Annotated in this window: 24 protein-coding genes, 1 tRNA gene and 4 pseudogenes; 11 read left to right on the plus strand and 18 right to left on the minus strand. The window is 59.5% G+C overall.

From position 1 onward, the window contains the following. Window positions 1-363: 363 nt before the first annotated feature. On the minus strand, window positions 364-597 hold the full coding sequence (locus IPK17_RS40560) for an ArsR family transcriptional regulator (RefSeq protein ID WP_350341632.1): 234 nt from the start codon (window positions 595-597) through the stop codon (window positions 364-366). A 1058-nt stretch (window positions 598-1655) separates the two neighbouring features. Between IPK17_RS40560 and IPK17_RS14070 the strand changes: the two genes are divergently transcribed. After that, a tRNA-Val gene (locus tag IPK17_RS14070) sits at window positions 1656-1730 on the plus strand. A gap of 195 nt (window positions 1731-1925) precedes the next feature. On the opposite strand, the gene IPK17_RS14075 is transcribed toward IPK17_RS14070, so the two are convergent. Continuing rightward, on the minus strand, window positions 1926-2222 hold the full coding sequence (locus IPK17_RS14075; protein WP_343418328.1) for a hypothetical protein: 297 nt from the start codon (window positions 2220-2222) through the stop codon (window positions 1926-1928). 91 nt (window positions 2223-2313) lie between these two features. On the opposite strand from IPK17_RS14075, the pseudogene IPK17_RS14080 reads away from it, so the two are divergent. Next, window positions 2314-2651 (plus strand): annotated as a pseudogene (locus IPK17_RS14080) (SDR family NAD(P)-dependent oxidoreductase); the annotation flags it as partial. A 71-nt stretch (window positions 2652-2722) separates the two neighbouring features. Beyond that, complete coding sequence (locus IPK17_RS14085) at window positions 2723-3823, plus strand: acyltransferase family protein (RefSeq protein WP_343418329.1); 1101 nt, start codon at window positions 2723-2725, stop codon at window positions 3821-3823. Window positions 3824-4125: 302 nt separating this feature from the next. Here IPK17_RS14085 and IPK17_RS14090 read toward each other — a convergent pair whose 3' ends face one another. Beyond that, window positions 4126-4431 (minus strand): hypothetical protein, encoded by a 306-nt coding sequence (locus IPK17_RS14090; RefSeq protein ID WP_343418375.1) that lies wholly within the window; start codon window positions 4429-4431, stop codon window positions 4126-4128. Here IPK17_RS14090 and IPK17_RS14095 point away from each other — a divergent pair. Beyond that, window positions 4324-4581, plus strand: coding sequence for a hypothetical protein (locus tag IPK17_RS14095; RefSeq protein WP_343418373.1), 258 nt, complete (start codon window positions 4324-4326; stop codon window positions 4579-4581). The genes IPK17_RS14090 and IPK17_RS14095 overlap by 108 nt on opposite strands. 22 nt (window positions 4582-4603) lie before the next feature. Here the strand turns inward: IPK17_RS14095 and IPK17_RS14100 are convergent, their stop codons facing one another. From IPK17_RS14100 to IPK17_RS14110, 3 genes are all read right to left on the minus strand, one after another. After that, on the minus strand, window positions 4604-6139 hold the full coding sequence (locus tag IPK17_RS14100; RefSeq protein ID WP_343418330.1) for a peptidoglycan DD-metalloendopeptidase family protein: 1536 nt from the start codon (window positions 6137-6139) through the stop codon (window positions 4604-4606). Between the two features lie 147 nt (window positions 6140-6286). Further along, window positions 6287-7135: an RNA polymerase sigma factor SigJ gene (gene sigJ, locus IPK17_RS14105; RefSeq protein ID WP_343418331.1), complete on the minus strand. Its 849-nt coding sequence runs from the start codon at window positions 7133-7135 to the stop codon at window positions 6287-6289. Then, window positions 7132-8292: an NAD(P)/FAD-dependent oxidoreductase gene (locus IPK17_RS14110; protein ID WP_343418332.1), complete on the minus strand. Its 1161-nt coding sequence runs from the start codon at window positions 8290-8292 to the stop codon at window positions 7132-7134. The genes sigJ and IPK17_RS14110 overlap by 4 nt, the downstream gene beginning before the upstream one ends. A 130-nt stretch (window positions 8293-8422) precedes the next feature. Between IPK17_RS14110 and IPK17_RS14115 the strand changes: the two genes are divergently transcribed. After that, complete coding sequence (locus IPK17_RS14115; protein ID WP_343418333.1) at window positions 8423-8896, plus strand: GNAT family N-acetyltransferase; 474 nt, start codon at window positions 8423-8425, stop codon at window positions 8894-8896. 1 nt (window position 8897) lies between these two features. On the opposite strand, the pseudogene IPK17_RS14120 reads toward IPK17_RS14115, so the two are convergent. Continuing rightward, window positions 8898-10051: pseudogene (locus tag IPK17_RS14120) on the minus strand (thiolase family protein). A 101-nt stretch (window positions 10052-10152) separates the two neighbouring features. Here IPK17_RS14120 and IPK17_RS14125 point away from each other — a divergent pair. The 5 genes from IPK17_RS14125 to IPK17_RS14145 all read left to right on the plus strand — a co-directional run bounded on the left by IPK17_RS14125 (window position 10153) and on the right by IPK17_RS14145 (window position 14965). Continuing rightward, window positions 10153-10938, plus strand: coding sequence for a hypothetical protein (locus tag IPK17_RS14125; RefSeq protein ID WP_343418334.1), 786 nt, complete (start codon window positions 10153-10155; stop codon window positions 10936-10938). Between the two features lie 9 nt (window positions 10939-10947). After that, window positions 10948-11835: a YitT family protein gene (locus tag IPK17_RS14130; RefSeq protein WP_343418335.1), complete on the plus strand. Its 888-nt coding sequence runs from the start codon at window positions 10948-10950 to the stop codon at window positions 11833-11835. 290 nt (window positions 11836-12125) lie between these two features. Continuing rightward, on the plus strand, window positions 12126-13463 hold the full coding sequence (locus IPK17_RS14135; RefSeq protein WP_343418336.1) for a sensor histidine kinase: 1338 nt from the start codon (window positions 12126-12128) through the stop codon (window positions 13461-13463). Window positions 13464-13554: 91 nt separating this feature from the next. Beyond that, window positions 13555-14286 carry a metallophosphoesterase family protein gene (locus tag IPK17_RS14140; protein WP_343418337.1) on the plus strand — a complete coding sequence of 244 codons (732 nt, stop codon included), beginning with the start codon at window positions 13555-13557 and terminating at the stop codon, window positions 14284-14286. Window position 14287: 1 nt separating this feature from the next. Next, the gene (locus IPK17_RS14145) at window positions 14288-14965 is read left to right on the plus strand and encodes a metal-dependent transcriptional regulator (protein WP_343418338.1); all 678 of its coding nucleotides are present in this window, start codon (window positions 14288-14290) and stop codon (window positions 14963-14965) included. Window positions 14966-15056: 91 nt separating this feature from the next. On the opposite strand, the gene IPK17_RS14150 is transcribed toward IPK17_RS14145, so the two are convergent. The 3 genes from IPK17_RS14150 to IPK17_RS14160 form a co-directional block, all read right to left on the minus strand. After that, window positions 15057-15425: a type 2 periplasmic-binding domain-containing protein gene (locus IPK17_RS14150; RefSeq protein WP_343418339.1), complete on the minus strand. Its 369-nt coding sequence runs from the start codon at window positions 15423-15425 to the stop codon at window positions 15057-15059. Then, window positions 15368-16384: an ABC transporter substrate-binding protein gene (locus IPK17_RS14155; RefSeq protein ID WP_343418340.1), complete on the minus strand. Its 1017-nt coding sequence runs from the start codon at window positions 16382-16384 to the stop codon at window positions 15368-15370. The genes IPK17_RS14150 and IPK17_RS14155 overlap by 58 nt, the downstream gene beginning before the upstream one ends. Before the next feature lie 142 nt (window positions 16385-16526). After that, window positions 16527-16919 carry a winged helix-turn-helix transcriptional regulator gene (locus IPK17_RS14160; RefSeq protein ID WP_343418341.1) on the minus strand — a complete coding sequence of 131 codons (393 nt, stop codon included), beginning with the start codon at window positions 16917-16919 and terminating at the stop codon, window positions 16527-16529. A 125-nt stretch (window positions 16920-17044) separates the two neighbouring features. Between IPK17_RS14160 and IPK17_RS14165 the strand changes: the two genes are divergently transcribed. Then, window positions 17045-17683, plus strand: a complete 639-nt coding sequence (locus IPK17_RS14165) for an NAD(P)-dependent oxidoreductase (protein ID WP_343418342.1) — start codon at window positions 17045-17047, stop codon at window positions 17681-17683. A 323-nt stretch (window positions 17684-18006) separates the two neighbouring features. On the opposite strand, the gene IPK17_RS14170 is transcribed toward IPK17_RS14165, so the two are convergent. From IPK17_RS14170 to IPK17_RS14200, 8 genes and pseudogenes are all read right to left on the minus strand, one after another. After that, window positions 18007-18825, minus strand: coding sequence for a PP2C family protein-serine/threonine phosphatase (locus IPK17_RS14170; protein ID WP_343418343.1), 819 nt, complete (start codon window positions 18823-18825; stop codon window positions 18007-18009). 111 nt (window positions 18826-18936) lie between these two features. Next, window positions 18937-19161 carry a hypothetical protein gene (locus IPK17_RS14175; RefSeq protein ID WP_343418344.1) on the minus strand — a complete coding sequence of 75 codons (225 nt, stop codon included), beginning with the start codon at window positions 19159-19161 and terminating at the stop codon, window positions 18937-18939. A gap of 44 nt (window positions 19162-19205) precedes the next feature. Next, window positions 19206-19436: pseudogene (locus tag IPK17_RS40565) on the minus strand (double zinc ribbon domain-containing protein); the annotation flags it as partial. A gap of 332 nt (window positions 19437-19768) precedes the next feature. Continuing rightward, window positions 19769-19966: a hypothetical protein gene (locus IPK17_RS14180; RefSeq protein WP_343418345.1), complete on the minus strand. Its 198-nt coding sequence runs from the start codon at window positions 19964-19966 to the stop codon at window positions 19769-19771. Then, window positions 19959-20144, minus strand: a complete 186-nt coding sequence (locus IPK17_RS14185) for a hypothetical protein (RefSeq protein WP_343418346.1) — start codon at window positions 20142-20144, stop codon at window positions 19959-19961. Before IPK17_RS14185 ends, IPK17_RS14180 begins: the two co-directional genes overlap by 8 nt. Next, window positions 20135-20707, minus strand: a pseudogene (locus IPK17_RS14190) (vWA domain-containing protein); the annotation flags it as partial. The gene IPK17_RS14185 and the pseudogene IPK17_RS14190, both read right to left, overlap by 10 nt. A 176-nt stretch (window positions 20708-20883) precedes the next feature. Beyond that, the gene (locus IPK17_RS14195; protein ID WP_343418347.1) at window positions 20884-21012 is read right to left on the minus strand and encodes a hypothetical protein; all 129 of its coding nucleotides are present in this window, start codon (window positions 21010-21012) and stop codon (window positions 20884-20886) included. Window positions 21013-21194: 182 nt separating this feature from the next. Then, entirely contained in the window at window positions 21195-22001 is an 807-nt protein-coding gene (locus IPK17_RS14200) for a tetratricopeptide repeat protein (protein ID WP_343418374.1), read from the minus strand. Window positions 22002-22009: the final 8 nt, after the last annotated feature.

Raw genomic sequence — 22009 nt, forward strand, 5'->3', positions numbered from 1 at the left:
GAACCAAGTGAGGCAACAGATCAAAAAGGCAGTCGACTCTGGACGATACGGGCTGCCCAGTTCGGTGCTCAGACGGAGGCATTAGCGGGCGTTGTGTCGCTAGCTAACGTCCCGGGTGACTAATTCAAGGTCGACGCTGTAGCGGGCTTGCAAACCCGCCCCAAAATTGTTCAATCCGCTTCCCACGCTGACCAGCAAAGGACGGTAGAAGGCGATGCGGCCGCGCGTCCCCGCCAGAGCTTCCTCGAATCAGAAGCGCGCGTTCGTGTTGGGCAGTCCCTTCACGGCTGCTGCTGTGCGATCTCGGTCAGAGCCAAAATGGTCAATCGGTCGCGCCAGATCTCTCGCTCCTCTACACACCACTCACTCACGGGAAAAAAGTTCGTCAGGGCGCGTAGTGCTATCCACTACGCGGTAGGTATTAAGGCTGTAGCACTCCGAGACTTCGCGCCGCCGCTCGACGATGTACCCTGTCGCGCGGAGCTGACTTAAATGGCGCGAAACGGTCGATTGACTGACACCGAGCCTCTCGATGATGTCCTGCGCGCACAGTTCATCGTGACGGGTCAGCAGTTCAAAGGATTTGCAAACGCGTATCGTCGGCCAGTGCGTTCAAGCAGATGAGCAGGTCGGCCGGCTGAACTCACGAGAACACAGCCGGCTGCGCTCCCACGTAGGCAGGGGAACGTTAAAGTAGATGTGTACATGTATCCGGAGCTCGAAACGACGAGGACACAATACGGTCCAAAGGTGCGGGTTAGGCACAAATTCGACGACGTATCCGACATCAACTGCTTCTTCTCCAACAGTTCACTCAGATCGCGGTTGGTGACGATCCGCGCGGCTTCCAACGCCGTCTTATCGGTGAAGTCGATGAGCCGGAACGTTGATCGACTCGTTGAGCGTTGGAAGTTGCCGCTCCCACTCGGCGCGCAGATGCTTGTCCCATGGAGCGCAAATGTTCGACGACCACTGCTGCATCACCCGCCGGGTCACGGGTCAGGTCGTAGGCCTTGCGTAACAGAACTCCGGTTCATCCAACTCCTCCAGCTCGTCCAGAAGCGGACGTAGTGCTCGCGGTCGCTCAGCAGCGCGCGAAACTTCACGGTGTCGCCCGTTCCATGCTGCTCCGGGATACCGGTTAGTACGTGTGTCAAAATCGGCATCTCATCCAGTTTCGAACATGCTCTGAGGCGTCAAGCGCGCCAGCTAGTCGAGGAACGCCGGAAACCTCCCGGCTGCTGTGCGGGCAAGAACAGCAGCGGCTCAAAAGCCATGAGGCTAGGCGGTTCTGAGACTGCCGCTCCGGGGATAGTGCCGCTTGCGTCCCCGTCAGCCAGTCATGCAGGCCGGAAAGCCGTTCCAGATCGTTGAGCATGCGCAGGCTTTGCAGGGCATTGCTCCGCCGGGTCAGGTCAAACCGGACGTTCACGAGAGCCAAGGGCGAGGACGAAGTTGTTATCCACAGCGGGTTCCTTTTATGCACCGTATGCGCGTTATTCACTTTATGCATCAAATTTGCATAATTAGATTTAATTTATGCAGAATTCTGCATAATGTCAAGTAGTCCAATTTTGACGGGGCATTTCTCCCCTATGGGCGTTAACTTGGGTCTTGATCACAAAGCCAATTCGGGTATACTTTCAATCATCTGCGGGCAGTTAGCTCAATTGGCAGAGCACTCCTTTGACGTGGGAGTGGTTAGAGGTTTCTGAGTCCTCTACTGCCCACAATGATACGTCTCGAACACCCAGCAACGTTGCTGGGTGTTTGCATTTCAGCGGGTTCTTCCGAGGCATTTTGGTGCTGCCTAGATACCTTTTCAGAAACATGGGTCAGGTATCAAAACGGCGGAAGCAAATCTACACGTAGTACTGTTCCTTCAGGGTTCAAGACAACCTCTCAACAACGTTCCGTAACAACTCCTATCGGTCGTCAAATGGAAGCGTTTCATACACTATACCCAATTGGCCGATGATGGCTAAAGCCGCGTCAAGGTCGCTGATGTAGGTTTCGCAACGCCGATCCAGTAAGGTTAGGCTACTGCGAAGTCTCTGTCGCTTGTCCTGCCACTCGTTCCACAGAGCCCGCCAGTTTTCTTCCGTGACCATACTTGCAGCATACAATCGCGGTACGCGCGCTTCCTCCTCATCAATTGCGTTGAGTGTCCGCTGGATCTCGACCCGTTCATCAGGACGCGTGCGGCCGAGTTTATCCGCCACCTCCTCGACATAATACTGACGAATACATGGTATTCGCGCCGCATCAAGCTGCAGCCCCGCAGCACAGGTCGAGGGTGTTTGGCATAGTCGAAGGCGGCTAATCATCAATACGGCGTCGGTTGGCGGCCTACGACGGGCAGATCGGTCAGGCGGCGTATTCGGCATCGAAGGGCCGCATCATCGGCATGACGCTGCCGATTGCCCGCGACCTCGCCCGCGAGGGCATCCGCGTGGTGACGATTGCGCCGGGCATCTTCGACGCGCTGCTGCTCGTCGCCCTGCCCGAACCCGCGCGCGTGTCGCTGGGGCAGCAAGTACCGTTCCCGTCGCGCCTCGGTCGCGCAGTTGGCGCAGGCCATCGTCGAGAATATGATGCTCAACGGCGAAGTGATTCAGCTGGATGGTGGAATTAGGATGAGCATGAAATAATAACGATCCCAAGTGCCGATCGTGAATACAATAACTGAATAGGAAGCGAGGTACATATAATAGCTGCACACATGAGAAGCACTCCAAAATCAACTTCAACGTACTTTCCAGGACTCAATACACTGAGATTATATGCAGCACTGTCCGTCGTCCTTGGACACATAATCCAGAACAACTTAGTCAGTGCTCATACAGGATGGGTGCTTAACTTCTTTATCATGAGCGGCTATGATGCTGTGACCCTGTTCTTTGTTATATCAGGCTTTCTCATCACTTATTTACTGCTCAACGAGCGCTCGGAGAATGGCAGTATCAGTGTTAAGAACTTTTTGTTACGCCGATTTCTTCGAATCCAACCTGTTTACTTTGTAGTGTTACTCCTAAGTATTCTGCTGTTCCCGCAGCAATTGCCTTCACATCCAGTTTCATGGTTCTACATACTTATTTGGAGTCCGCATATCCCCGAAGCACTACTAGGATTATCAATCCTTGCGCACTACTGGAGCATTGGTGTCGAGGAGTGGTATTACTTTGGTTTACCGTTTCTGTTTAGGCGTTTTGGCGTAATCCGTCTAGTACTCGGCATACTCCTGATCCGCCTGATTCTTGGAGCTGTGTTCTTTCCTGAGACACTGTTAGTCGGAGCACGTTATGGTCAAGACTTCTCTCGCCTATTTACCATGCTTCGCTTTGAAAGTATGGCGGTTGGAGGATTTTTCGCGTGGTTGTTTTTCTATCGCCATAACTGGCTACGAGTCGTCTACTTTTTAGAGCCGCTAGGTGTTGGTGTGTTCATTGTGATTGTGCTGCTTCCGTTTGAAGGCAGTCTAATATTTGATTTTATTCTGTCGATCATGTTTGCTGTAGTAGTTGTATGCTGTGCCACTAAGCCTAAACCACTTCTCAAGATTGAACACCCCTATCTAAGAAGACTTGGCGAAATCACCTATGGTGTCTATATGTATCACATGCTGTTTGTTTCAGCAGGAGCGGTGGTTGTCCGAGAATTACCGCCAAGTATTCTTCGTGACGTTGCCGTGATAGCGCTCATCAGCGCGTCAACGTTCGTTTTTTCATGGCTGTCATGGACATACTTCGAAAAACCCCTAAAGTTATTGCGGTTCAAAGAGAAACAGGTAACGCAGTTTGTAGGTACTGAACAGAGAAACTAGTCTAGATTCACCTGTAACCGTACCCTCGGTTGTCGACTTGCTAGGAAGGACTTTGAAGTAGGGTGGCGTTTGGCATTCGGCGTGTCGACACTTTGAGAGTGGGAATAAAATAACCTGCTGCATGCGCAAAACTCTGATCTGTCCCTGTGACTAGTCCACAGGGAGTGAGAGGCGAGCCCGTTCCGCAAAGACAGCTGGTGGTAGGTAGCCAAGGTTGCTGTGTAGGCACCGATGATTGTGCTCTTGTCGCCCCGCCTCCGTCACAATCTGTGCTTCATGCCCATTGACGAAAATCCAACGAGCTAGGCAGTCTCCCCAGAACTGCCGGCTTTGATGTACAACGTGTGGCAATGGCGATCGTGCAGCCACTTTTGCAAGGCAGACACAATGAACTCCACGCCATTATCACTGCGCAGGTGGTCTGGCACGCCCCGAGGCAGAAATGACCACTCCAGCTGCTCGATGAGGCGCTGCCGCAGGTCGGCGGCGGCTCGATCATGATGATCATCGCGACCGATGCACCGCTCGACGCAGGCCAGTTGACGCGCCTGACCAATCGCTCCGCTGTTTGCCGTCGGCGTGGAAAGCCTCGAAGAAGCGATCCTCAATGCGCTGCTCGCTGCCGAAAGATTGGCTGGTGGAGTTATTGCGGCAATACGGGCGGCTGTGATCTTACCCTGCTGTCTGCGCCAGTCGTCCCTCACCAGAAGGCGAGGGACAAAAGCAGGCGTGTTTTTCTCCCCTCTCCACCCGGTTGAGGGGCCGGAGGTGAGGTCTGGCTTACGCACACCCCAGCAAGAAGGTCTCCCAATCCAGCCCGATGATCTGATCGGCGAGGTGGACGCGCAGCACGCCGTCCGCGCCGAGCGCGTGCCACATCTGTGTGAAGGCGCTGCCGTAGATGCGCGTGCGGTTGCATACGTCGCCTGACTCCGGCTGAATCGCGATGATGTCGCCGTGGCTGGTAGTCAGCAGCACTGCGCGGTCAAAAATCTCTAACTGCGCCGCGCCGTCGACGCCGGGGAGTGGCAATTGCCATAAGCCGAAATGCTCGGCATTGTAGCCGTAGAGCGATTCACCGTCCCATAGGAACACGCGCCCATCCGACGCGACCGCGGACTCCGCGCCGCCTGCGGGCGCGATATCGATGAGCGGCGTCCAAGCGCCTGCCGCGTCGATGCGCCATGCGCCCCCCCGTGTATAGGCCAGCAATCCGCCGCTGTCTGTCGCCAGTGCGCCGGGTTCGCGCAACCGCGCCTGATCGAGGATCGTGCCGTCTGCCCGCAAGGTGATCATCTCATTCGCCGTCGTAATCACGCCGATCTGATCGCCGACTGTCTGCCAGCGCGCCACGGCGCCGATCCCGGCCTGCGTCCACAACACGGAGCGCGCGGACGAGTCGAGCGCGGCGATCCCGGTGGGCGTCGGGAACAGGATGCGATCCGCGCGGATGAGCGGCGCGCCCGCCAGCGCGATCCCCGTCTCCCACGTTTCGCCGACCGTGCTGTCGTTGTTGACCCGCTCGAAATGGCCGTCGGCGTAAGCGATGTACGCGCCATCACCGGACGCCGGGAGCAAGCCGACCGCCATGGCGCTCAGGTTGACCCGCCACAGCAGACGTCCGTCGCTGCTCACGCGGATCACGCGGTTGGCATCAAGCGCCAGCAGACCGTTATCGCTCAGCGGCACCGGTGGCGCGACCGCTCCGGTTTCGTCGGCGAGATCCAACCGCCACCGGTAAGCGTCGCTCAACCATGTCTGCCAGTTGAGGATGAACTTGGTCGGGCGGCGCAGCCCTTCGTCGGCGGGAAAGTTCCATGTATAGCCTGCGCCGGGAATATCCGGGTTGGTTGTGCGAATTTCGAGATGTAGATGCGGCGTGGGGCGCGCGTCGCCGACCGCCGCCAGCACATCGCCCTGCTGCACGCACGAGAACGGCGCGGGGAACTGCACGCCCGTCTGGTCGGTGATGTGGCCGTACATGCTGTAGGCGACCGAACCATCAGGGAAATTATGCTCAATGATGATCACGCCGCCGTCGCGGCCCCAGCCGTTGGCCGAGGAGAAGGTCACGCGGCCATTGGCGATGGCGCGCACGTATTCGCCCACACCGTCGCTGCCGTACCAGTCTTCGCCTGTGTGATAGCGCCCCTGATGCCGGTAGCTTTGCGCGCCGTAATCCTGCATGACGCGAAAACGCGTCGGGTCGACCGGGAAGTCGATGCGGTTGACGATGCCGCACTGCACCTGCGCCGACGCGGTCAGCGGCTGAATCAGGATGAGCAGCAGAACAAGCAGGGGGAGCAATCGGCGCATTGGAAGAATCCATTTCGCAGCCCCTCACCCCCAACCCCTCTCCCACGCAAGCGGGGAGAGAGGAGAACGAGCGTCCCGCTTGCTCCCCTCCCTGAACTCGGGGAGGGGTCGGGGGTGGGGTCTGATTTACCTACGGTATGGTTCCCATTATACCGTGCGCAGATTCAATTTGTCGGGGTTACGCATGAAGTAGATGCGGTGCAGCTTGCCATCGCGCCATTCGGGGATCAACACCGTGACAATCTGATCGCCCTCCCACACGACAACGCTCACCTCGCCGTTGATAACGGGCATGGTGTAGCGTGTCGTCGGTTTGACGCCCGTACGCACCACGCCCTTGATCAGACGGGTGACAGGTTCAGCGCCTTCAACCGTGCGCCGAGCCGCGACTGCCTTACCGCCGCCGTCGCTGATCGCCGCCACGTCGCCGGTCATCAGCGCCATGATCTGCTCCACATCGCCGCTGCTCATCGCTTCGATAAATTGGTGCAGCAGCGCGTGTCCCTGCGGATCGGGCGTCGGCGTCGGCGGGTCACCGAGATGGGTTTTGGCACGGCGCAGCAGTTGGCGGCAGGCCGCCGGGGTTTTGCCGAGCACTTCGCCGATCTCGTCGTGGCTGTAGTCAAACACTTCGTGCAGCAGGAACACCGCGCGCTCCGGCGGCGACAGGTGATCGAGCAGCAGCAGGAAGGCCATCGAGAGCGTTTCGCGTTCCTCCGCCGTGTCGTCGGGTGTGAGCACAGGTTCGGGCAGCCAGTCGCCGACGTAGACCTCGCGCCGTTCCCGCGCCGACTTGAGCTGATCGAGGCAGAGGTTCGTCACCACGCGCGTCAAATACGCCTTGGCCGACTGCATCTCGCCCGCGTCATGCGCACGCAGATACGCGGTCTGCACAATGTCTTCGGCTTCCATCGCGCTGCCCAGCATGCGGTAGGCAATGCCGAACAAGCGCGGACGCAGCGCTTCAAATTCGTCCATCAAGATCATCTCACTCATGCGGGGACTCGATACAACCCCGGCACATGGCGTTCCAACCGCAGCACGTTGATCGTCAGGCGGCAGATCATCTCCTTGAAGACGGCGCCGCCTTTGCCCGTGAGGATGCGCTCGCGCGGCGTATCATCCCCACTGACCATCTGCACGAGCGCGTCATGCCGCCCCAAACTGATGCACTGCCAATAGTAGCGGAACTCAAACGGTTTCGCTGGTCCGCCCGTGAGCAGCGTGTTGAGGTTGTCGGCAACGTGCCCGCCCATGGGCAGTGCCGTCGCGCATGCCATGCGGATCGGGATGGGCATCTCCGCGACCCACGCCGCGTCACCCGCCGCGTACACGTTCGGGTGTGAGACCGAGCGCAGCGTGCGATCCACGATGATCTGCCCGCAGTCATTGACTGCCAAGCCCGCGTCTCGCGCCAGCGTGGGCACGGTGAAGCCCGCCGTCCACACACAGGCATCGAAGGGGATCGCGCCGCGCTCGGTGATCAATTCGCGATCGCCGATGCTCTGAACGTCCAGATGATCGCAGATTTGCACGTTCAGCCGCTGGAAGGTCGCGTAGAGATGCGCGCGCCCCTTGCGCGACAGGCGCTCACCGAATGCGCCGCGCGTGACCAGCGACACGTGGAGGTGCGGGTAGCTCTCGGCGATCTCCGACGCGGATTCGATCCCGGTCAGGCCGCCGCCAACCACGGCGACGTGCGCCCCGGCGGGCAGTTCACGCAGCCGCACCGCGAGGCGTTCCGTCGACGCGGGATCGAGGGTGAAAACGGCATCCGATTTTTCGGTGGAACGTAGGGGCGCCCGGCCGTGCGCCCCTACAGTCTGCTGAGGCAGATTCCCCGTCTTGCTCCCCAGCGCGTAGATCAGCGAGTCGTAGGGCAGCGTATGCTCGCCCGCGTCGTCGCGGTAGATCACCTGCTGCCCGTCGAGGTCGAGCGCGCTGACGTGCCCCTGCACGAAGGTCACATCCTTGCGCAGCAGCGCCGGGATCGCGTGTTCGGGGCGGCGTTCGCCCGCCGCTATTTGATGTAAGCGGATGCGTTCGGTAAACGTGCTGCGGTTATTGATTAGCGTGACCTGCGCCGCGTGGAGGCGCTGCGCTGCCAGAATCCCCGCGTAGCCGCCGCCGATGATCACGACTTGGTGAGACATGAGCCTCGCTCCTCTAGTTTGGTTATACGTTGTTACCAGAGGAGACGAGACAGGCTGTGCTTATGTGACTCGTGCGGCGCGAATGCCCCTATAATGATCGCTACATCTTCCCTACACAAAGAGCTGCATCATGAGCATTTCAATTATCCGGGCACTACCCGCTGATGCGGAAACCCTCGTGCGGGTGCAAGTCGCGGCGTTTCACTATGATTCGGTGCTGTATCCCGGTGTGGCGTTGGGCGGCCCGCCGGGTTATGACTCCGTAGACGAGATGCTGGAGAAAATTCAGCAGGATGAGACCTACAAAATCATGGATGGGGAGACCTGTGTCGGCGGGCTGGTGGCGTTCAAGCGGGACAACGAGCACTATCACCTGGACGTGATCTTTCTCGATCCCGCCGCGCAAAATCGCGGGATCGGCACGCTGGCCATGCAGTTCCTCGAACAGACGTATCCCGCCAGCGTGTGGACGCTCGATACCCCAGTGTGGGCGGTGCGCAATCAGCATTTTTACGAGAAGTTCGGCTTTGTGAAGCTGCACGAGTTCGTTCACGATGACGGCACGCCGCTGATCGCCTATGAGAGGCGTGCCGCCACCACCTGATTTACAGTCGTTCGAGGATCGTGCCCGTGCCCATGCCGCCGCCGCAGCACATCGTCTGCAAGCCGAAGCGTTTGTCATGGGTTTCGAGCGCATGCAGCAGCGTGGTCATGAGGCGCGCGCCGCTCGCGCCGAGCGGATGACCGAGCGCAATCGCCCCGCCGTGCACGTTGACCTTGCGCATATCCGCGCCGATCTCACGCTTCCACATGCCGATCACCGCCGCGAACGCCTCGTTGACTTCGAACAGATCAATCTGGTCGAGCGTCATGCCCGCTTTGGCGAGCGCCTTGCGCGTCGCGGGGACGGGGCCGGTCAGCATGAGATGCGGGTCGCTGCCTACGGTCACCATCGACACGAGCCGCGCGCGCGGTTTCAGCCCCAGTTCGGCGGCTTTCTCGGCGGTCATGAGGAGAATTGCTGCCGCACCGTCGCTGATCTGGCTGCTGTTGCCCGCCGTCGTCACGCCGTTGGGGGTAAAGGCGGGGTCGAGGATTGCCATTTTTTCGAGGCTGGCGGTGGGGCGAATGCCCTGATCCTGCGTCACCGTGAGCGGGACTTTCTTCTCGTCGATCCCCCCGACGGGCTGAATCTCGCGCTGGAAGTAACCCGCCTGCGCCGCCTGTGCGGCTTTCATGTGGCTCTCGTAGCCGATCTCGTCGACTTCCTGGCGGCTGATATTCCACTTGAAAGCGATCTCGTCGGCGGCGATGCCCTGCGGGATCATGTTGTGATCCGCCATGATGCGGTCGGTGAACGGGCTGCCCCCGCGCCAATGCTCGATCCCATGGGGACGCGGCTCATGTTCTCGACGCCGCCCGCCACCGCAATGTCGATCTGGCCGCTGGCGATCATGCCTGCTGCGAGATGCACCGCCTGCTGGCTTGACCCGCACTGGAAGTCGACGGTCGTCGCGGGGATGTCGATGGGCAGGCCGGCGTCGAGCACGACGTTGCGCGCGAGGTTGAAGGTCTGCTCGCCCACCTGCCCGACACAGCCCATGAGCACATGTTCGACCAGTGCGGCATCGAGGTGGGCGCGTTCCAGCGCCGCGCACAGCGCCGCTGCCCCCAGCCGCACTGGATGCGTCTCGCGCAGCCACCCGTTCCGCCGCCCTAACGGCGTCCGCACTGCCTCCACAATCACGACTTCACGCATAATCTATTTCCTTTGAACTTGCTAAGAACAAGGCTAACGCTATACTGTTCTTAAGTTTGCAATCTACTATAGCCCTATCACCACAGATTTTGGAGTCCAACGTGGACGATGCCGCCAGAGAAGCGATTCGCCAGCTAGAAGAATTGAAAACTAGAATAGCTGCAGTTCCTGCGGCGCGACCAGAAGCTGAAGCCCTCGTTTTGCAGATTCGCAGTACGGTCGCTTTGATTTTCGGTAGTGATCATGCCTACACTAAAGAGATTGCTAAATTCCGGTTCTATTACGCACGAGCGTACCCGGAAAATCGCGCCAATTATCTGGAGAATGATCGGCAAGCCTGCACCGCGGCGATTGACCGGATGATTAACGACATTCGCTTGAATGGGTTGCTCACAAAGACACAGGGAAGCGGCCGCACCTCGAAAACAAATGATGCTAACCAACCTAAAAATGTGATAGCGGTAACGCCTGTATGGAAAGGGCGGTTTGAAGTCGAGAGCGATCTCGTCTTTCTCGCGATGCCGTTCAGCGAAGCGTGGTCAAACGACGTTTGGGAGACGGTTCGAGGAATCGTCGAGGATGCCGGGATGCGCTGCCTTCGGGGTGATGAAAGTACGGGCAGCGATGTCATGGAAGATGTTTGGGAAGGCATCTGTAAAGCACGGGTTGTGATCGCTGATCTCACCTCCAAAAACCCGAATGTCGCGTATGAAGTGGGGCTGGCCGACGTATTAGGCAAAGACGTAATCCTCCTCACCCAAACGCCGAAAGATGTTCCGTTTGACTTTCTGCGCAAACGCTTGATTCCGTACACCGACAGTATCAGCGGCTCGAACAAGCTGAAAGCCGAGTTACTGAAACGCCTGAAGAAGTACAAGACTACCTAAGGACACCCTGTGACCACATCCCGCTTCGTGTCGATTGCGTATCGCCTGCTGCGTCTGGCGATTGGCGCGGTGATCTCCGCCATCGCGGTGATCGTCTTCGAAGTGCCAGCACAGATCGCGCCCGGCGGTATCTCCGGCATCGCGATCATCCTCAACCACCTCGTGTCCGCGCTGCCCATCGGTTTGATGATCCTGATCGGCAATATCCCTATCCAGTTAATCGCCTTCCGGTTCCTCGGCGGCTGGAAAGTGGTCGCGGCGACGATCTTCACCGTCGTGCTCTACTCGCTGCTGATCGATATTATGACCCCTTGGTTTAACGGCTATATGATGTCACATGATCGTCTGCTGAACGCCATTTTCGGCGGGATCATCGGCGGTATCGGCGGTGGCATTGTGCTGGCGGCGGGCGGCACGCTCGGCGGTACCTCGACGCTGGGGCGCATTCTGCAGAAGCGCTATGGCACCCCGTTGAGCAGCAGCACACTGTACACCGATGGCTTTGTGGTGCTTGGCGCGGGGCTGGTCTTCGGCTGGGAAGGCGCGCTGTATGCGATGGTCACGCTGTACGTGGCGGCGGCCACCACCGACTATGTGCTCGAAGGACCGAGCGTCATCCGCACGAGCGTGATCATCACGGATCACCCGCGCGAACTGGCGGATGCGATCACCTCGCGCATGGGGCGCGGCGTGACGTCGTGGGCGGGGACGGGGATGTACACCAATCAGCCACGCACCGTGCTCTACGTGACGATGGCGCGCTCACAGGTCAACGAACTGCGCCGCATCGTGCGCCACGTCGATCCGGCGGCGTTTATGGTGGTCGGGCAGGGGCATGTCGCCTATGGGCACGGCTTCCGCGAAGCCCCGGTCAACGAGACCGACGACGAAGATTAGGCGCTATCGGCTTCCCTCCTGAGCGGCGCTGAGCCGTCTTTCGAGAGAAGCAATGTGGGTACAGTTCTCTGTGTGTGCCATTTTCCGGCGCATAGACGGGGGTGCCCTCCCTGCGTTCGGGGGTTGGTCATAGAACCGACTTGACCACTTGGGTGCGACGGCCTAAATTTGCTAAAATTGACAAAGATATAATAAATGTTGAATTAACCCCGACTCGTTTATACTTTCCCAAGCGATTCGCGTGTACTATTGCTTATATGAACTTGGCACGTAATCTGCGAGTGGGATGATTGGCAGCTTCATTACAGTGGGTTCAGTCCCTCCGAACGGTGTTTCAGGCCGCAACTGAACCGCATCCGAGCATCAAATCTCCAACGGAAATCCACAGCATTCGCTTGTTCGCGGCGCTGATGCTGGTGCTCGCCCTACTCATTGTCGTGTTCACCATTATTCCCTTTTTGCCCGAATTCTTTTCGCCGGACTCCGAGTGGTTCGGACCGGATCTGCTGGCAACCGGCATCGTCGTGCTGCTCGTCACTTCCAGTTGGTGGTCGCGGCGCGGGCACGTCCAGGTCACTAACTATCTGGTGAGCAGCACGTTTCTGCTCGCTATTGTGGTCTTCGCTTATCCCGATATGGGGCTGTGGGAACTCAACTTCATTAACTGGGCGGTGCTGCCGCTGATGCTGGCGAGCATGTTCGCGCCGCTCGCGTTCAGCGCGTTACTCCTGTTCTTTCTGACACTGGGCTCCGCTCTCATCGCCTATTTGACACCGGAGGCCAGCTTCATCGAGATCGCGACCGGGCCGCTCGCGTTCGTGATTGTGACTTTTGCTTTACAGGTTGTCGCCGTGCTGTATTTTCGGCGGTTGGCCGCTGAACGAGCGTCACAAGAGGTCGAAACTGAGCGCCTGCGGATGGCGTTGGAGAATGAGCGCGAGATCAATCACCTGAAAGATCATCTGATGGCGACGATCTCGCACGAGTTCAAAACGCCGCTGGCGGCGATCTACACGGCGAGCGAGATGATCGAAAACTACAATGACCGACTGCCTGCTGAGCGCCGAATGGAACTGCTGCATCGCATTCAGTCGCAGGTCAACGGGTTGAGCGACCTCGTCTCGGAAGTCGCACTGATGCGGCGCATGCAGGGCGGCACTTTCCCACTGGAACGCCAGATGCACAATCTACGGGCGTTCTGCGAAGAACTGGTGCGCGACTACGAGACGTTCAATGCTCCAGATCACGACTACACGCTGAACTACACGCTGTCCGACGACGAAGTGTGCGTCGATATGCGCTTGCTCCGTCCGATTGTCGGCAACCTGCTCAGCAACGCCGTCAAGTATTCGCGGAGCGGCAGCCCGATTCGGCTGGAGATGAGCCGCGTCGATCACTGGCTGCTGGTGACGGTCGAAGATCAGGGCGTCGGCATCAAGCTGACCGACCAGACGCGCATCTTCGAGCCATTCTTCCGCGGCGAAAACGCCCCCCTCGCGACGGGGACGGGCTTAGGCCTGAAGATCGTCCAAGACTGTGTGGCGCTCTACGGCGGCGAAATCAATTTCACCTCGCAGGAGGGGATCGGCACGCGCTTCGCCGTCCGCCTGCCCTTGAGCGCAGCTTGAGCTACCTTTCAACAAACATTAATTCGTACCGTTGATGAAAGCGTGGTATTATCGAGTTTGAAGCCGTTTTCGCCGTATGGAACGATAGTGTATGCGCGTACTAGTCATTTCCGACATTCATGCCAACCTCACCGCTTTTGAAACCGTGCTGGCTGATGCCCGCAACGAGTGGGAATACGTCTGGTGTTTGGGTGATGTCGTGGGCTATGGTCCTGATCCGAACGAGTGTGTTGATCTGCTCAAGACACTGCCGCATTTGTGCCTCGCGGGGAACCATGACTGGGCAGCGCTCGGTCGCCTCGACATTCGTACCTTCAACCCGGATGCGCGCAAAGCGGTCGATTGGACGCGCGACACCCTCACTGCCGAAAATCTCGCTTATCTCGAAGCGCTGCCGACGACCTTCGTCATCGGCAATTACACGCTGGCGCATGGCAGCCCCCGCGAACCCGTGTGGGAATACATCCTTGAGCCACTGATCGCCGCGCTGAATTTCTCGCATTTTGAAACCTCTTATTGTCTGGTGGGGCACACGCACCAGCCGATCATTTACGAGCAGATGGACGAGCAGGGCGATACCGAAGCGGTCGCGCCTGTGTACCGCCAGCGTATCCGTTTGAATGGTCACCGCCAGATCATCAACCCCGGCAGCGTGGGCCAGCCGCGTGATGCGAATCCCGATGCCGCCTATGCCATTCTCGACGTGGAAACCAATCAGTTTGAGCATCGCCGCGTGCCCTACAACATCAAGGCTGTGCAAGCCCGTATGCGTAAATTCGATATGCCGGAGCGGTTGATCTCACGCCTCGAACACGGCTGGTAACATGACCGATGACCTCAATCCGACGGCGCGCGAACGGGACTACCTCATCCAAATCTACCGCCTGAGCGACGGCCAGCGGGAGGGGTTTGTCAGTACGTCCGCCCTTGCCGACATCATCAATGTGAGCGCCCCGGCAGTCAACCGCATGGTGACCCGACTGCGCGACATGGGCATGCTCTTCCACGAGCCGTATCAAGGCATCCGTCTGACGCCGGTGGGTGAACGCGAAGCCTTAAAGCAGCTCCGCCACCAGCGGATTGTCGAAGCATTCCTCGAACGGGTGATGGGCTTTGGCTGGCACGAAGTTCATGCCGAAGCGGATCGCATCAGCCGCGTGTTGAGCGAATCTGTCGCTGACCGCATGGCCATGATGGCGGGTTACCCGACGCATTGTCCGCACGGCGAACCGATCCCCACGCCGGAAGGCGACCTGCCACCCATGGACGATATTCTGCTCAGCGAAGCGCCGCACACTGTGATGCTGGAACTCACCCGCGTGCGCACCCGCGAGCCGGATCGCCTCGAATATCTGGGCGCGCTGCACCTCAAACCCGGCGCGCAGTTCGAGATCTTGCACGCCGCGCCGTTCAATGGGCCGATTCAGCTCAAGTTGGGGCGGGAGTTCCGCATCATCGGGCACAACCTCGCCGAGATGATCCGGGTGAAGGAAACAAAATAGGACTGAGGGCTGAGGACTGAGGGAAGACAGTCTGTCTTGCGCCTCAGCCCTTTTTTACTCAGTCCTCAGTCCTATCTCAGTCCTATGTGACTTACTGGCTGTCAGCGACCGCTTGATCGGCGGCGGCTTGCAGCGTCGCGACCGCATCTTCGACGCTCATGCCGTTGGTGGTGACGTTGGCAATCGCTTCGCTGATCGCACCACGCACCGTGCCGTAGGCGCTGATCGACGGGCTGCTGTACAGGGTCACGCCGCTGCCGAGCAGTTCATTCGCCGCGGTGAAATACGGGTAAATGCTCGAATACGCCGTGAACATGTCTTCGGTCATCATTTCCGAGGTCGACGGGATGGGGTTGAAGTAGCCCGAACCGGCGCTCCACATCGCGGCGACTTCCGGCGAAATCAGGTACTTGAGGAACAGCCAGCTCGCGAGCTGTTCTTCCGGCGTGCTCTGGAACATGATGATGCTCGGCACGAACACCTGTACCGTCTGGTTGCCTTCGCTGTAGGGGAACGACCCGACTGGAAGTCGAAGGCCGCGCTGTTATCGACCAGCGCCTGCTTGATAAAGGTGAAGCCCGCGGTGCTCGTCACGAAGAACGGGTTCAGGCCGAGGCCGAAATCCGCCTGTTCGGCAAAGCGTTCCGCCGGGATGTAGCCGCAGCCGCTGTCGTACAGGTCTTTGTACAGCGCGAGGGTGTCTGCAACCGCCTGATTGTCCGCGAACGTGAACGCGCCCGCGTCGGCGTCATAGATGCTGCCGCCCATGCTGGCGACCCAGGATTCGAACGCCGAGGCGTCGGTCGTGATCGGGAAGCCCTGAACATCGCCGCCCGCTTCAGTCGTCAGGTCGTTCGCGGCGCATGCAATCGCCTTGAAGTCTTCGACGGTGGTCGGCGCGGCATCATAGCCGAGTTCGCTGAGCATGGCGGGATTGTAGACCATCACCTGCGCCGAGAACTGGTGCGGGAAGGCCAGCACCTGACCATCCGCCGCCGTGTTGAATTCGACGAGGTTGGTGCGGAAGTCGCCGAGCGCGTCCGCGCTCAGACCCCAGTCCGGGCTGTTCCAATACTGCGCCACGTCGACGACCACGCCGTCACGGGCGTAGCTGGCGGCGTTGTTGGCGTAGCCCGCCGCGAGGTTCGGCAGCTCACCGCTGACGATGCCCGCGTTGACCAGATCGGCGATGTCGTTGTAGCTGCCCTGCGCCGTCGCTTCGACGGTGATGCCCCATTCATTTGTGCTGTTGAACTGCTCGATGATGGCAGTCATTGTTTCGGCTTGAGCGTTGCTGAACTGATGCCAGTAAGCGATGGTCTGTCCCGACGGATCGACGTTCGCCAGATCATCCTGTGCCATGACCGCTCCGGCCATGACGAAGAGTGCCACGAAGGCGAGCAAAACGAGTTTACGCATGGTGTAAACCTCTCTTTATCAAAGATACACCCCTAATTATTACCACCGAAATGTTAAGAACACATCAAATCTTGAGGCACCTTGCCCAAATTGGGGGCATTTGACCCGCAAATAGCGGTCAGACAGCAGGGCAGAGGCGTGCCTATTCGTCAACGGGCTCGCCGCGCTGGTCGTAAAGCGCCTGCGCTGCGAGAATATCCTCCATGTGGCTCTCTGCCCACGCCTGCACCGCGTTGATGAGCGTGGAGAGCGATTTGCCGAGCGCTGTCAGCTGATACTCCACGCGCGGCGGGACTTCCGGGTAGATGTGCCGCTCGACCAGACCGTCGCGTTCCAGCGTGCGCAGCGTCTTGGTGAGCATCTTCTGGCTGATGCCCTCGATGCGCCGCTGAATCGCTGAAAAGCGCTGTGGTTGGCCGTCCAGCAGCACGCCGACGACCAGCACCGTCCACTTGTCGGCGATGCGATCCAACGCGGCGCGAGTGGGGCAAATTTCCGCATAAGCATCAAACGTGCGGGGTGCTTCTGCGAGCATGGCTGTCTGCCTTCGCTATAGTTACCTCAAAGTAAGTAGAGCACTTTGGAGTGCCTACTTGCCCAAAGTGACTAGGTTACTTATAGTTACTGTCATTCTACAGTATAACACGGGAGCACAAATCAATGAAGGTAGCACTGTTTGGCGCGAGCGGCATGGTGGGTGGGGCGATTTTGCAGGAACTATTGGCCCGTGGTCATCAGGTGACGGCGATTGTGCGCCACCCGGCGAAAATCACTGTGCAGCATGCCAATTTGACCGTGCAGGCGGGCGACGCGGGTGACAGCGCGGCGGTGACCAAGCTGGTCGCCGGGCATGAGGCGGTCATCAGCTCGGTGGTGGATCGCGCGAACATCGAGTCAAGCGTGGCGACCGCGCAGGCGTTCATCGCGGGTGTGAAGGCGGCGGGCGTCAAGCGCGTGATCTCCGTGGGCGGCGCGGGCAGCCTCGAAGTTGCGCCGGGTGTCGCGCTGGTGGATACGCCGCAGTTCCCCGCGGAATATCGTCCGGAATCGCTGGCGTACCGCCAAGTGCTGAATCTGTATCGCAGCCTCCCGGCGGGCGAACTGGCGTGGACGGTGGCCACACCGTCGATCGTCATTTTCCCCGGTCCGGCCAAGGGGACGTTCCGCACCGCGACGGATAATCTGCTGTTTGACGCCGAGGGCAACTCGACGATCTCCAACGCGGACTTCGCCACGGCGCTGGTCAACGAGCTGGAAAACCCGCAGCACATCGGCGGGCGCTTCACAGTCGGATACTAGCGGCAGTGCGCTCAGTTCCCCTCTCCTCTAGGAGAGGGGCTAGGGGTGAGGTTTGCGCTCAACAGCAGCCTTGGACGCGATAAACAGATTGTTCAATCCGGGGATCAACTGTAGGGACGAGGCATGCCTCGTCCTGATTTTTTGAGAAGGACATAGAGGACAAGGCACGCCTTGTCCCTACAAGAACCTTTCTCATCGCTCTCAAAATGGCAGCGGACGCGCTAAATCGCGTCCCTACGAAAACAAATTCGGCTTGGCCAACGATGTTGTCTCCCCTCAACCGAATTCGGGGAGGGGTTGGGGGTGGGGGTGGGGTCAGATCTCTACAATTCCACCAGCACGGCAGTGATGTCATCCTGTGTGCTGCGGCGATTCTCCGTCGACTGCGAGCGGGCATAGGCGGCACTGCCAATCGCCTGCGCGGGATCATCCGCTTCGAGGATGTGCGTCAGCATTTCGGCATCGGTCAGGTTTTTGTACGCGCCATCCGAGCACAGATAGAGTCGATCACCCTCAGACAATTCAATGCGCGAAACCTGCGGCGTTGGTTCGTCATCGTACACGCCGAGCGTGCGAATCACGATGTTGGCCGCGGGGATCTTCAGCACCGTATTGCCGACCAGAAACCAGCGCCACGCGATATACAGCTCATACGGGTTGCCGCCGATCTGCACCGTGCCGCTCAGTTTGGGCTCGTTGATGCCGTCGTAGCTGTTGAGAATCTCGCTGAGCGTCGCGCCGTCGTCTTCGCTCAACTGTCCCTGATCGACCAGATATTGAATATTGTCCTCGTCATAGCACAGTTGGAGCAGTTCGCCGCCGCTGACCAGATAGCCGCGTGTGTCGCCGACCTGCGCCGTGAGCAGGCGCTTCCCGTTTTCGCACACCACGCATACTGTCGCCACCGCGCCTACCCGCTGATTGAGCGGATGCTCGGACTCGTCGTTGAGTTCGCGGCGGATGCGGTCATGCGCGCGCTTGATCGCCGCGATGGCTTTGGTCTGCGCTTCACCGCCGGGATCCGCGGACACGTCCCGCGGCAGATGCTGCAAATCCTCGACCAACGTTTCGCGGACAAACAATGCGGCTTCCCGTCCGGTGATCACGCGGCCATCGGCTAACGTGCGCTGATGCCCGCCCATCCGTCGATGGCCGCGAACACGGGGCGTTGTCCTCATCGCCGACGAAGGTCATGGCGGCATCTTCGCAGCGTTCCGGGTGATCAATGGACGCCATTTCGTACTGGTAGACTTTCACGGTTTCTTCCTCAACAGGTTCTGCATGGCGCGCAGGAAGGTATCAGCAGATTCACGCTCACCAAGGCGGATTTTGCGCAATTCGTCGGGCGAGATGTAAGGGGCGGGTTCGCCATCAATATCCGGCGGCGCGATGACTTTCTTCGGCTCAGACAGTTGATCGGATTGGACGATGGCGCTTCCGCGGGGCGGATCACGAAGCGGTAGCCGCAGCGAGAGCACGCTTTAGCGGTCATTCTGCGCGGTGCGCCGCACTGCGGACACCATTTCTGCTTGTGGCCGCGGGCCGCGATCTGCACTTTGGCGTAGGCTGCCCCGCAGCGCGTACATACGTTGGCCGTCAGGCGGTTGAAGTGCCCGCACGCGGCACAGCGTTTGCGCATTTCGCCCTGCACGTCGGCGAGATAAAACGGCGCCCCGCACTGGGTGCAGTTCTTCGCCGTGAGTTTATTGGTGTGTCCGCATCGGGGACACGCTTTTCCCGCCGCGTCGGTCATAGAGATTCTCCGCCAGAAACACGCATTTCGTTTGCAGCGCCAATTAGACGTATACTGCCCAACCCTCCAAGAGTTGGGCTAGGCATGAGGGTGCTTAATAACCCCTCACCCCCCAGCCCCTCTCCTACGCAAGCGGGGAGAGGGGAGAAAACACGCTGTTGCTGGCTTCCCTCCCTGAATTCGGGGAAGGGTCGAGGGTGGGGGTAAATCAATTGAATTGCGGACGCGCAGAACATGACCAATCACTCACCCCTAAATCCCCTCTCCGGGTGGAGAGGATTTGCTTAGACTTTTTCACCCCCTCGCCTTCTGGAGAGGGGCAGAAGGTGAGGTTACGCCTCGTCTTCTTCCGTCAGGCTGACCGTAGATGTGCCGAGCGCGGCGGTCTTGCGGGCGACTTCGCTGCCCGCGCCCGCCTGTTCCAGCACCTGCGTCATCTGCCGATTGCCGACCGCCTGCGCGATCTCCAACGCTTCGGTGCGATGGCGTTCCGCTGCCTTCGCGTCGCCCGCTTGCAGGGCTTCAGTCATGGCGCGGGTCGAGGCCGCCTAACTGCCCTTGTCCGAGATAGCCCGCGACGACCGCATTGACCTGATTCGACTTTTCGGTCTCATGCGTCTGTTCGAGGATCATCCACGTGGTCTGATCGCCTTTTTCTTCGATGCGCTGCCCGCCCGCCACGTACACGACCGAGGGTTTCATCGCCACCACGCGCGCGCCGACCGAGGCCAACTCGACGTGGACGATGAAGTCGCGGTGATCTTTGTGGACATGGGCGGCACGGGCACAACCCATGTGTGATCATCGCCCTGCGGGGCAGCTTCGCCCTTCACCCAGTCGGGATACGCCTGCGAGAGCGACAAAATGCGCGCGCCCGTCGGCGTCCACAAGTTGAGCGCCACGTCACTGGCGACCGTATTCGCCATCTTGACGATCGAAGTCGCGAACTCTTCGCGCAGGGCTTCGGGCTGCGGGACGGCCTTGGGCATCCACCCGTTGGTGATCTGCGCCATCTTGGTCAGCTCGTTGGGATTCCAGTCGCTGCCGTAGCCATACGCGCACAGGTGAATCTGCATATCCGCCGCCGCTTTGACCGCGCGTGCCAGATGCGATTCCGGTTCGGTGCTCTGCCCATCGCTCAGGAAGATGCCGTAGCGCGCATAGCCGCCGCCGATCTGCCGCTGGGCTTGCAGCGCGACATCAATCCCCGTCGACATCGACGTGCCGCCGAAAATCTGCACGCGCTTGAGATTAGAGCGGAACTGGGAGACGAGCTGCGCCCGGTTGACCGCGGGCGTGAGATCCCGTCATCGGCACGACTCTTTGCCATCGTCGTCAAAGACCACGACTTGCAGCATGATGCCATTGGGCGCGTGTTCGAGCAGGTCTTCGACGGTGGCGATTGCGTTGATTGATCGCACCCCGCATCGACCCCGACACATCGCAATCAGCGAGATGACCGCGCCTGCGCCTGCGGCGCTTGGTTCGCCGTCACCGACACCACGCCCCACACCGAATTGGTCGTCGGGCTGATGTACGGGTTGTAGTACGTTTTGAATGAGAATGCGTTCGCCATAGCTTCCCCCTCATATGTTCATCGTGTAGGGACGAGGCCTGCCTCGTCCGGCTTTAATTGCGCCACCAGTTAACGCGCTTTGGCGCGTCGTTACGACAGCCTCACCCCGTTTCGCTCCGCTCAACCGCCCCTCTCCCACGGGAGAGGGGCAAAGAACCATCAGCTTCTTGGGTGAGGTCGCTTTACACCAACTGCCACACACGCCCGGTCATGATGCGCTCGTTAATCACCCATTCGCGGTCGGCGTTTTCGTCGCGCGCCAGATATTCGCGCCACGCAGCCTCGTTCGCCCGTGCCAAGTCACCGACCGAACGCATTTGCTCGCCCGGGTAGTTGATCTGCGGGACTTTGCCCGTCGCTCGCGCGATCTGCACGGCGGTGTAGTAGAACTCGCCGATCAACCGGAAGAATGAGCGCGTTTCCACGCCGTTTTCACGCAGCACGTTGATCGCTTGGGCCGCCTGTTCCAGCTTGGCGACGTCGCCGTCGGTCGCCTTCTGATTGTAGAGCGCGATCAGTTCAAGCAGCACGTCGTTGTAGCTGGTGTTGCGGCTGCTGACCTCTTCCAACACGCCGATGGCTTCGTCCACCTGCTTTTCGTACAGGTAGGCTTTCGACGCGCCGATGTAGGCCTGCCCAATCGACGGCTTGCTGTTGATGATCGCCTTGTATTCGAGAATCGCCTGCTGGCTGTTGCCGCTGCGGCGGTAAAGTTCCGCCAGCAGCAAGCGCGCGCGGTGAGCGCCCGGTTTGAGCGTCATCATGCGGCGGTAGCGTTCGGCGGCTTCTTCGAATTTGCCCGTGTTTTCGAGATACTGCCCTTCGGCGAGCAGCATTTCCCACTGCACCTGCGGGTTGGCGTTCGCCTGTGCGACCTTGAGGTCGGCGGCGGCTTCTTCCAGCTTGCCCGCCTGCGTGTAGACGAGCGCGCGCAGCAGATACGCCGACGCGCCGCCATTATTGTTGATCGCCTGATTCGCCAGCAGCAGGCGCGGCG

It is taken from the genome of Candidatus Flexifilum breve (assembly GCF_016713355.1).

Excerpts from the sequence above, each read along its gene's own strand:
- IPK17_RS14085 (WP_343418329.1), top strand. The coding sequence starts at position 2,723 with ATGAGAAGCACTCCAAAATCAACTTCAACGTACTTTCCAGGACTCAAT.
- IPK17_RS14095 (WP_343418373.1), top strand. The coding sequence starts at position 4,324 with ATGATCATCGCGACCGATGCACCGCTCGACGCAGGCCAGTTGACGCGC.
- IPK17_RS14100 (WP_343418330.1), bottom strand. The coding sequence starts at position 6,139 with ATGCGCCGATTGCTCCCCCTGCTTGTTCTGCTGCTCATCCTGATTCAG.
- sigJ (WP_343418331.1), bottom strand. The coding sequence starts at position 7,135 with ATGAGTGAGATGATCTTGATGGACGAATTTGAAGCGCTGCGTCCGCGC.
- IPK17_RS14110 (WP_343418332.1), bottom strand. The coding sequence starts at position 8,292 with ATGTCTCACCAAGTCGTGATCATCGGCGGCGGCTACGCGGGGATTCTG.
- IPK17_RS14115 (WP_343418333.1), top strand. The coding sequence starts at position 8,423 with ATGAGCATTTCAATTATCCGGGCACTACCCGCTGATGCGGAAACCCTC.
- IPK17_RS14140 (WP_343418337.1), top strand. The coding sequence starts at position 13,555 with ATGCGCGTACTAGTCATTTCCGACATTCATGCCAACCTCACCGCTTTT.
- IPK17_RS14145 (WP_343418338.1), top strand. The coding sequence starts at position 14,288 with ATGACCGATGACCTCAATCCGACGGCGCGCGAACGGGACTACCTCATC.
- IPK17_RS14150 (WP_343418339.1), bottom strand. The coding sequence starts at position 15,425 with ATGTTCCAGAGCACGCCGGAAGAACAGCTCGCGAGCTGGCTGTTCCTC.
- IPK17_RS14155 (WP_343418340.1), bottom strand. The coding sequence starts at position 16,384 with ATGCGTAAACTCGTTTTGCTCGCCTTCGTGGCACTCTTCGTCATGGCC.
- IPK17_RS14160 (WP_343418341.1), bottom strand. The coding sequence starts at position 16,919 with ATGCTCGCAGAAGCACCCCGCACGTTTGATGCTTATGCGGAAATTTGC.
- IPK17_RS14165 (WP_343418342.1), top strand. The coding sequence starts at position 17,045 with ATGAAGGTAGCACTGTTTGGCGCGAGCGGCATGGTGGGTGGGGCGATT.
- IPK17_RS14170 (WP_343418343.1), bottom strand. The coding sequence starts at position 18,825 with ATGGGCGGGCATCAGCGCACGTTAGCCGATGGCCGCGTGATCACCGGA.
- IPK17_RS14180 (WP_343418345.1), bottom strand. The coding sequence starts at position 19,966 with ATGACTGAAGCCCTGCAAGCGGGCGACGCGAAGGCAGCGGAACGCCAT.
- IPK17_RS14195 (WP_343418347.1), bottom strand. The coding sequence starts at position 21,012 with ATGGCGAACGCATTCTCATTCAAAACGTACTACAACCCGTACATCAGC.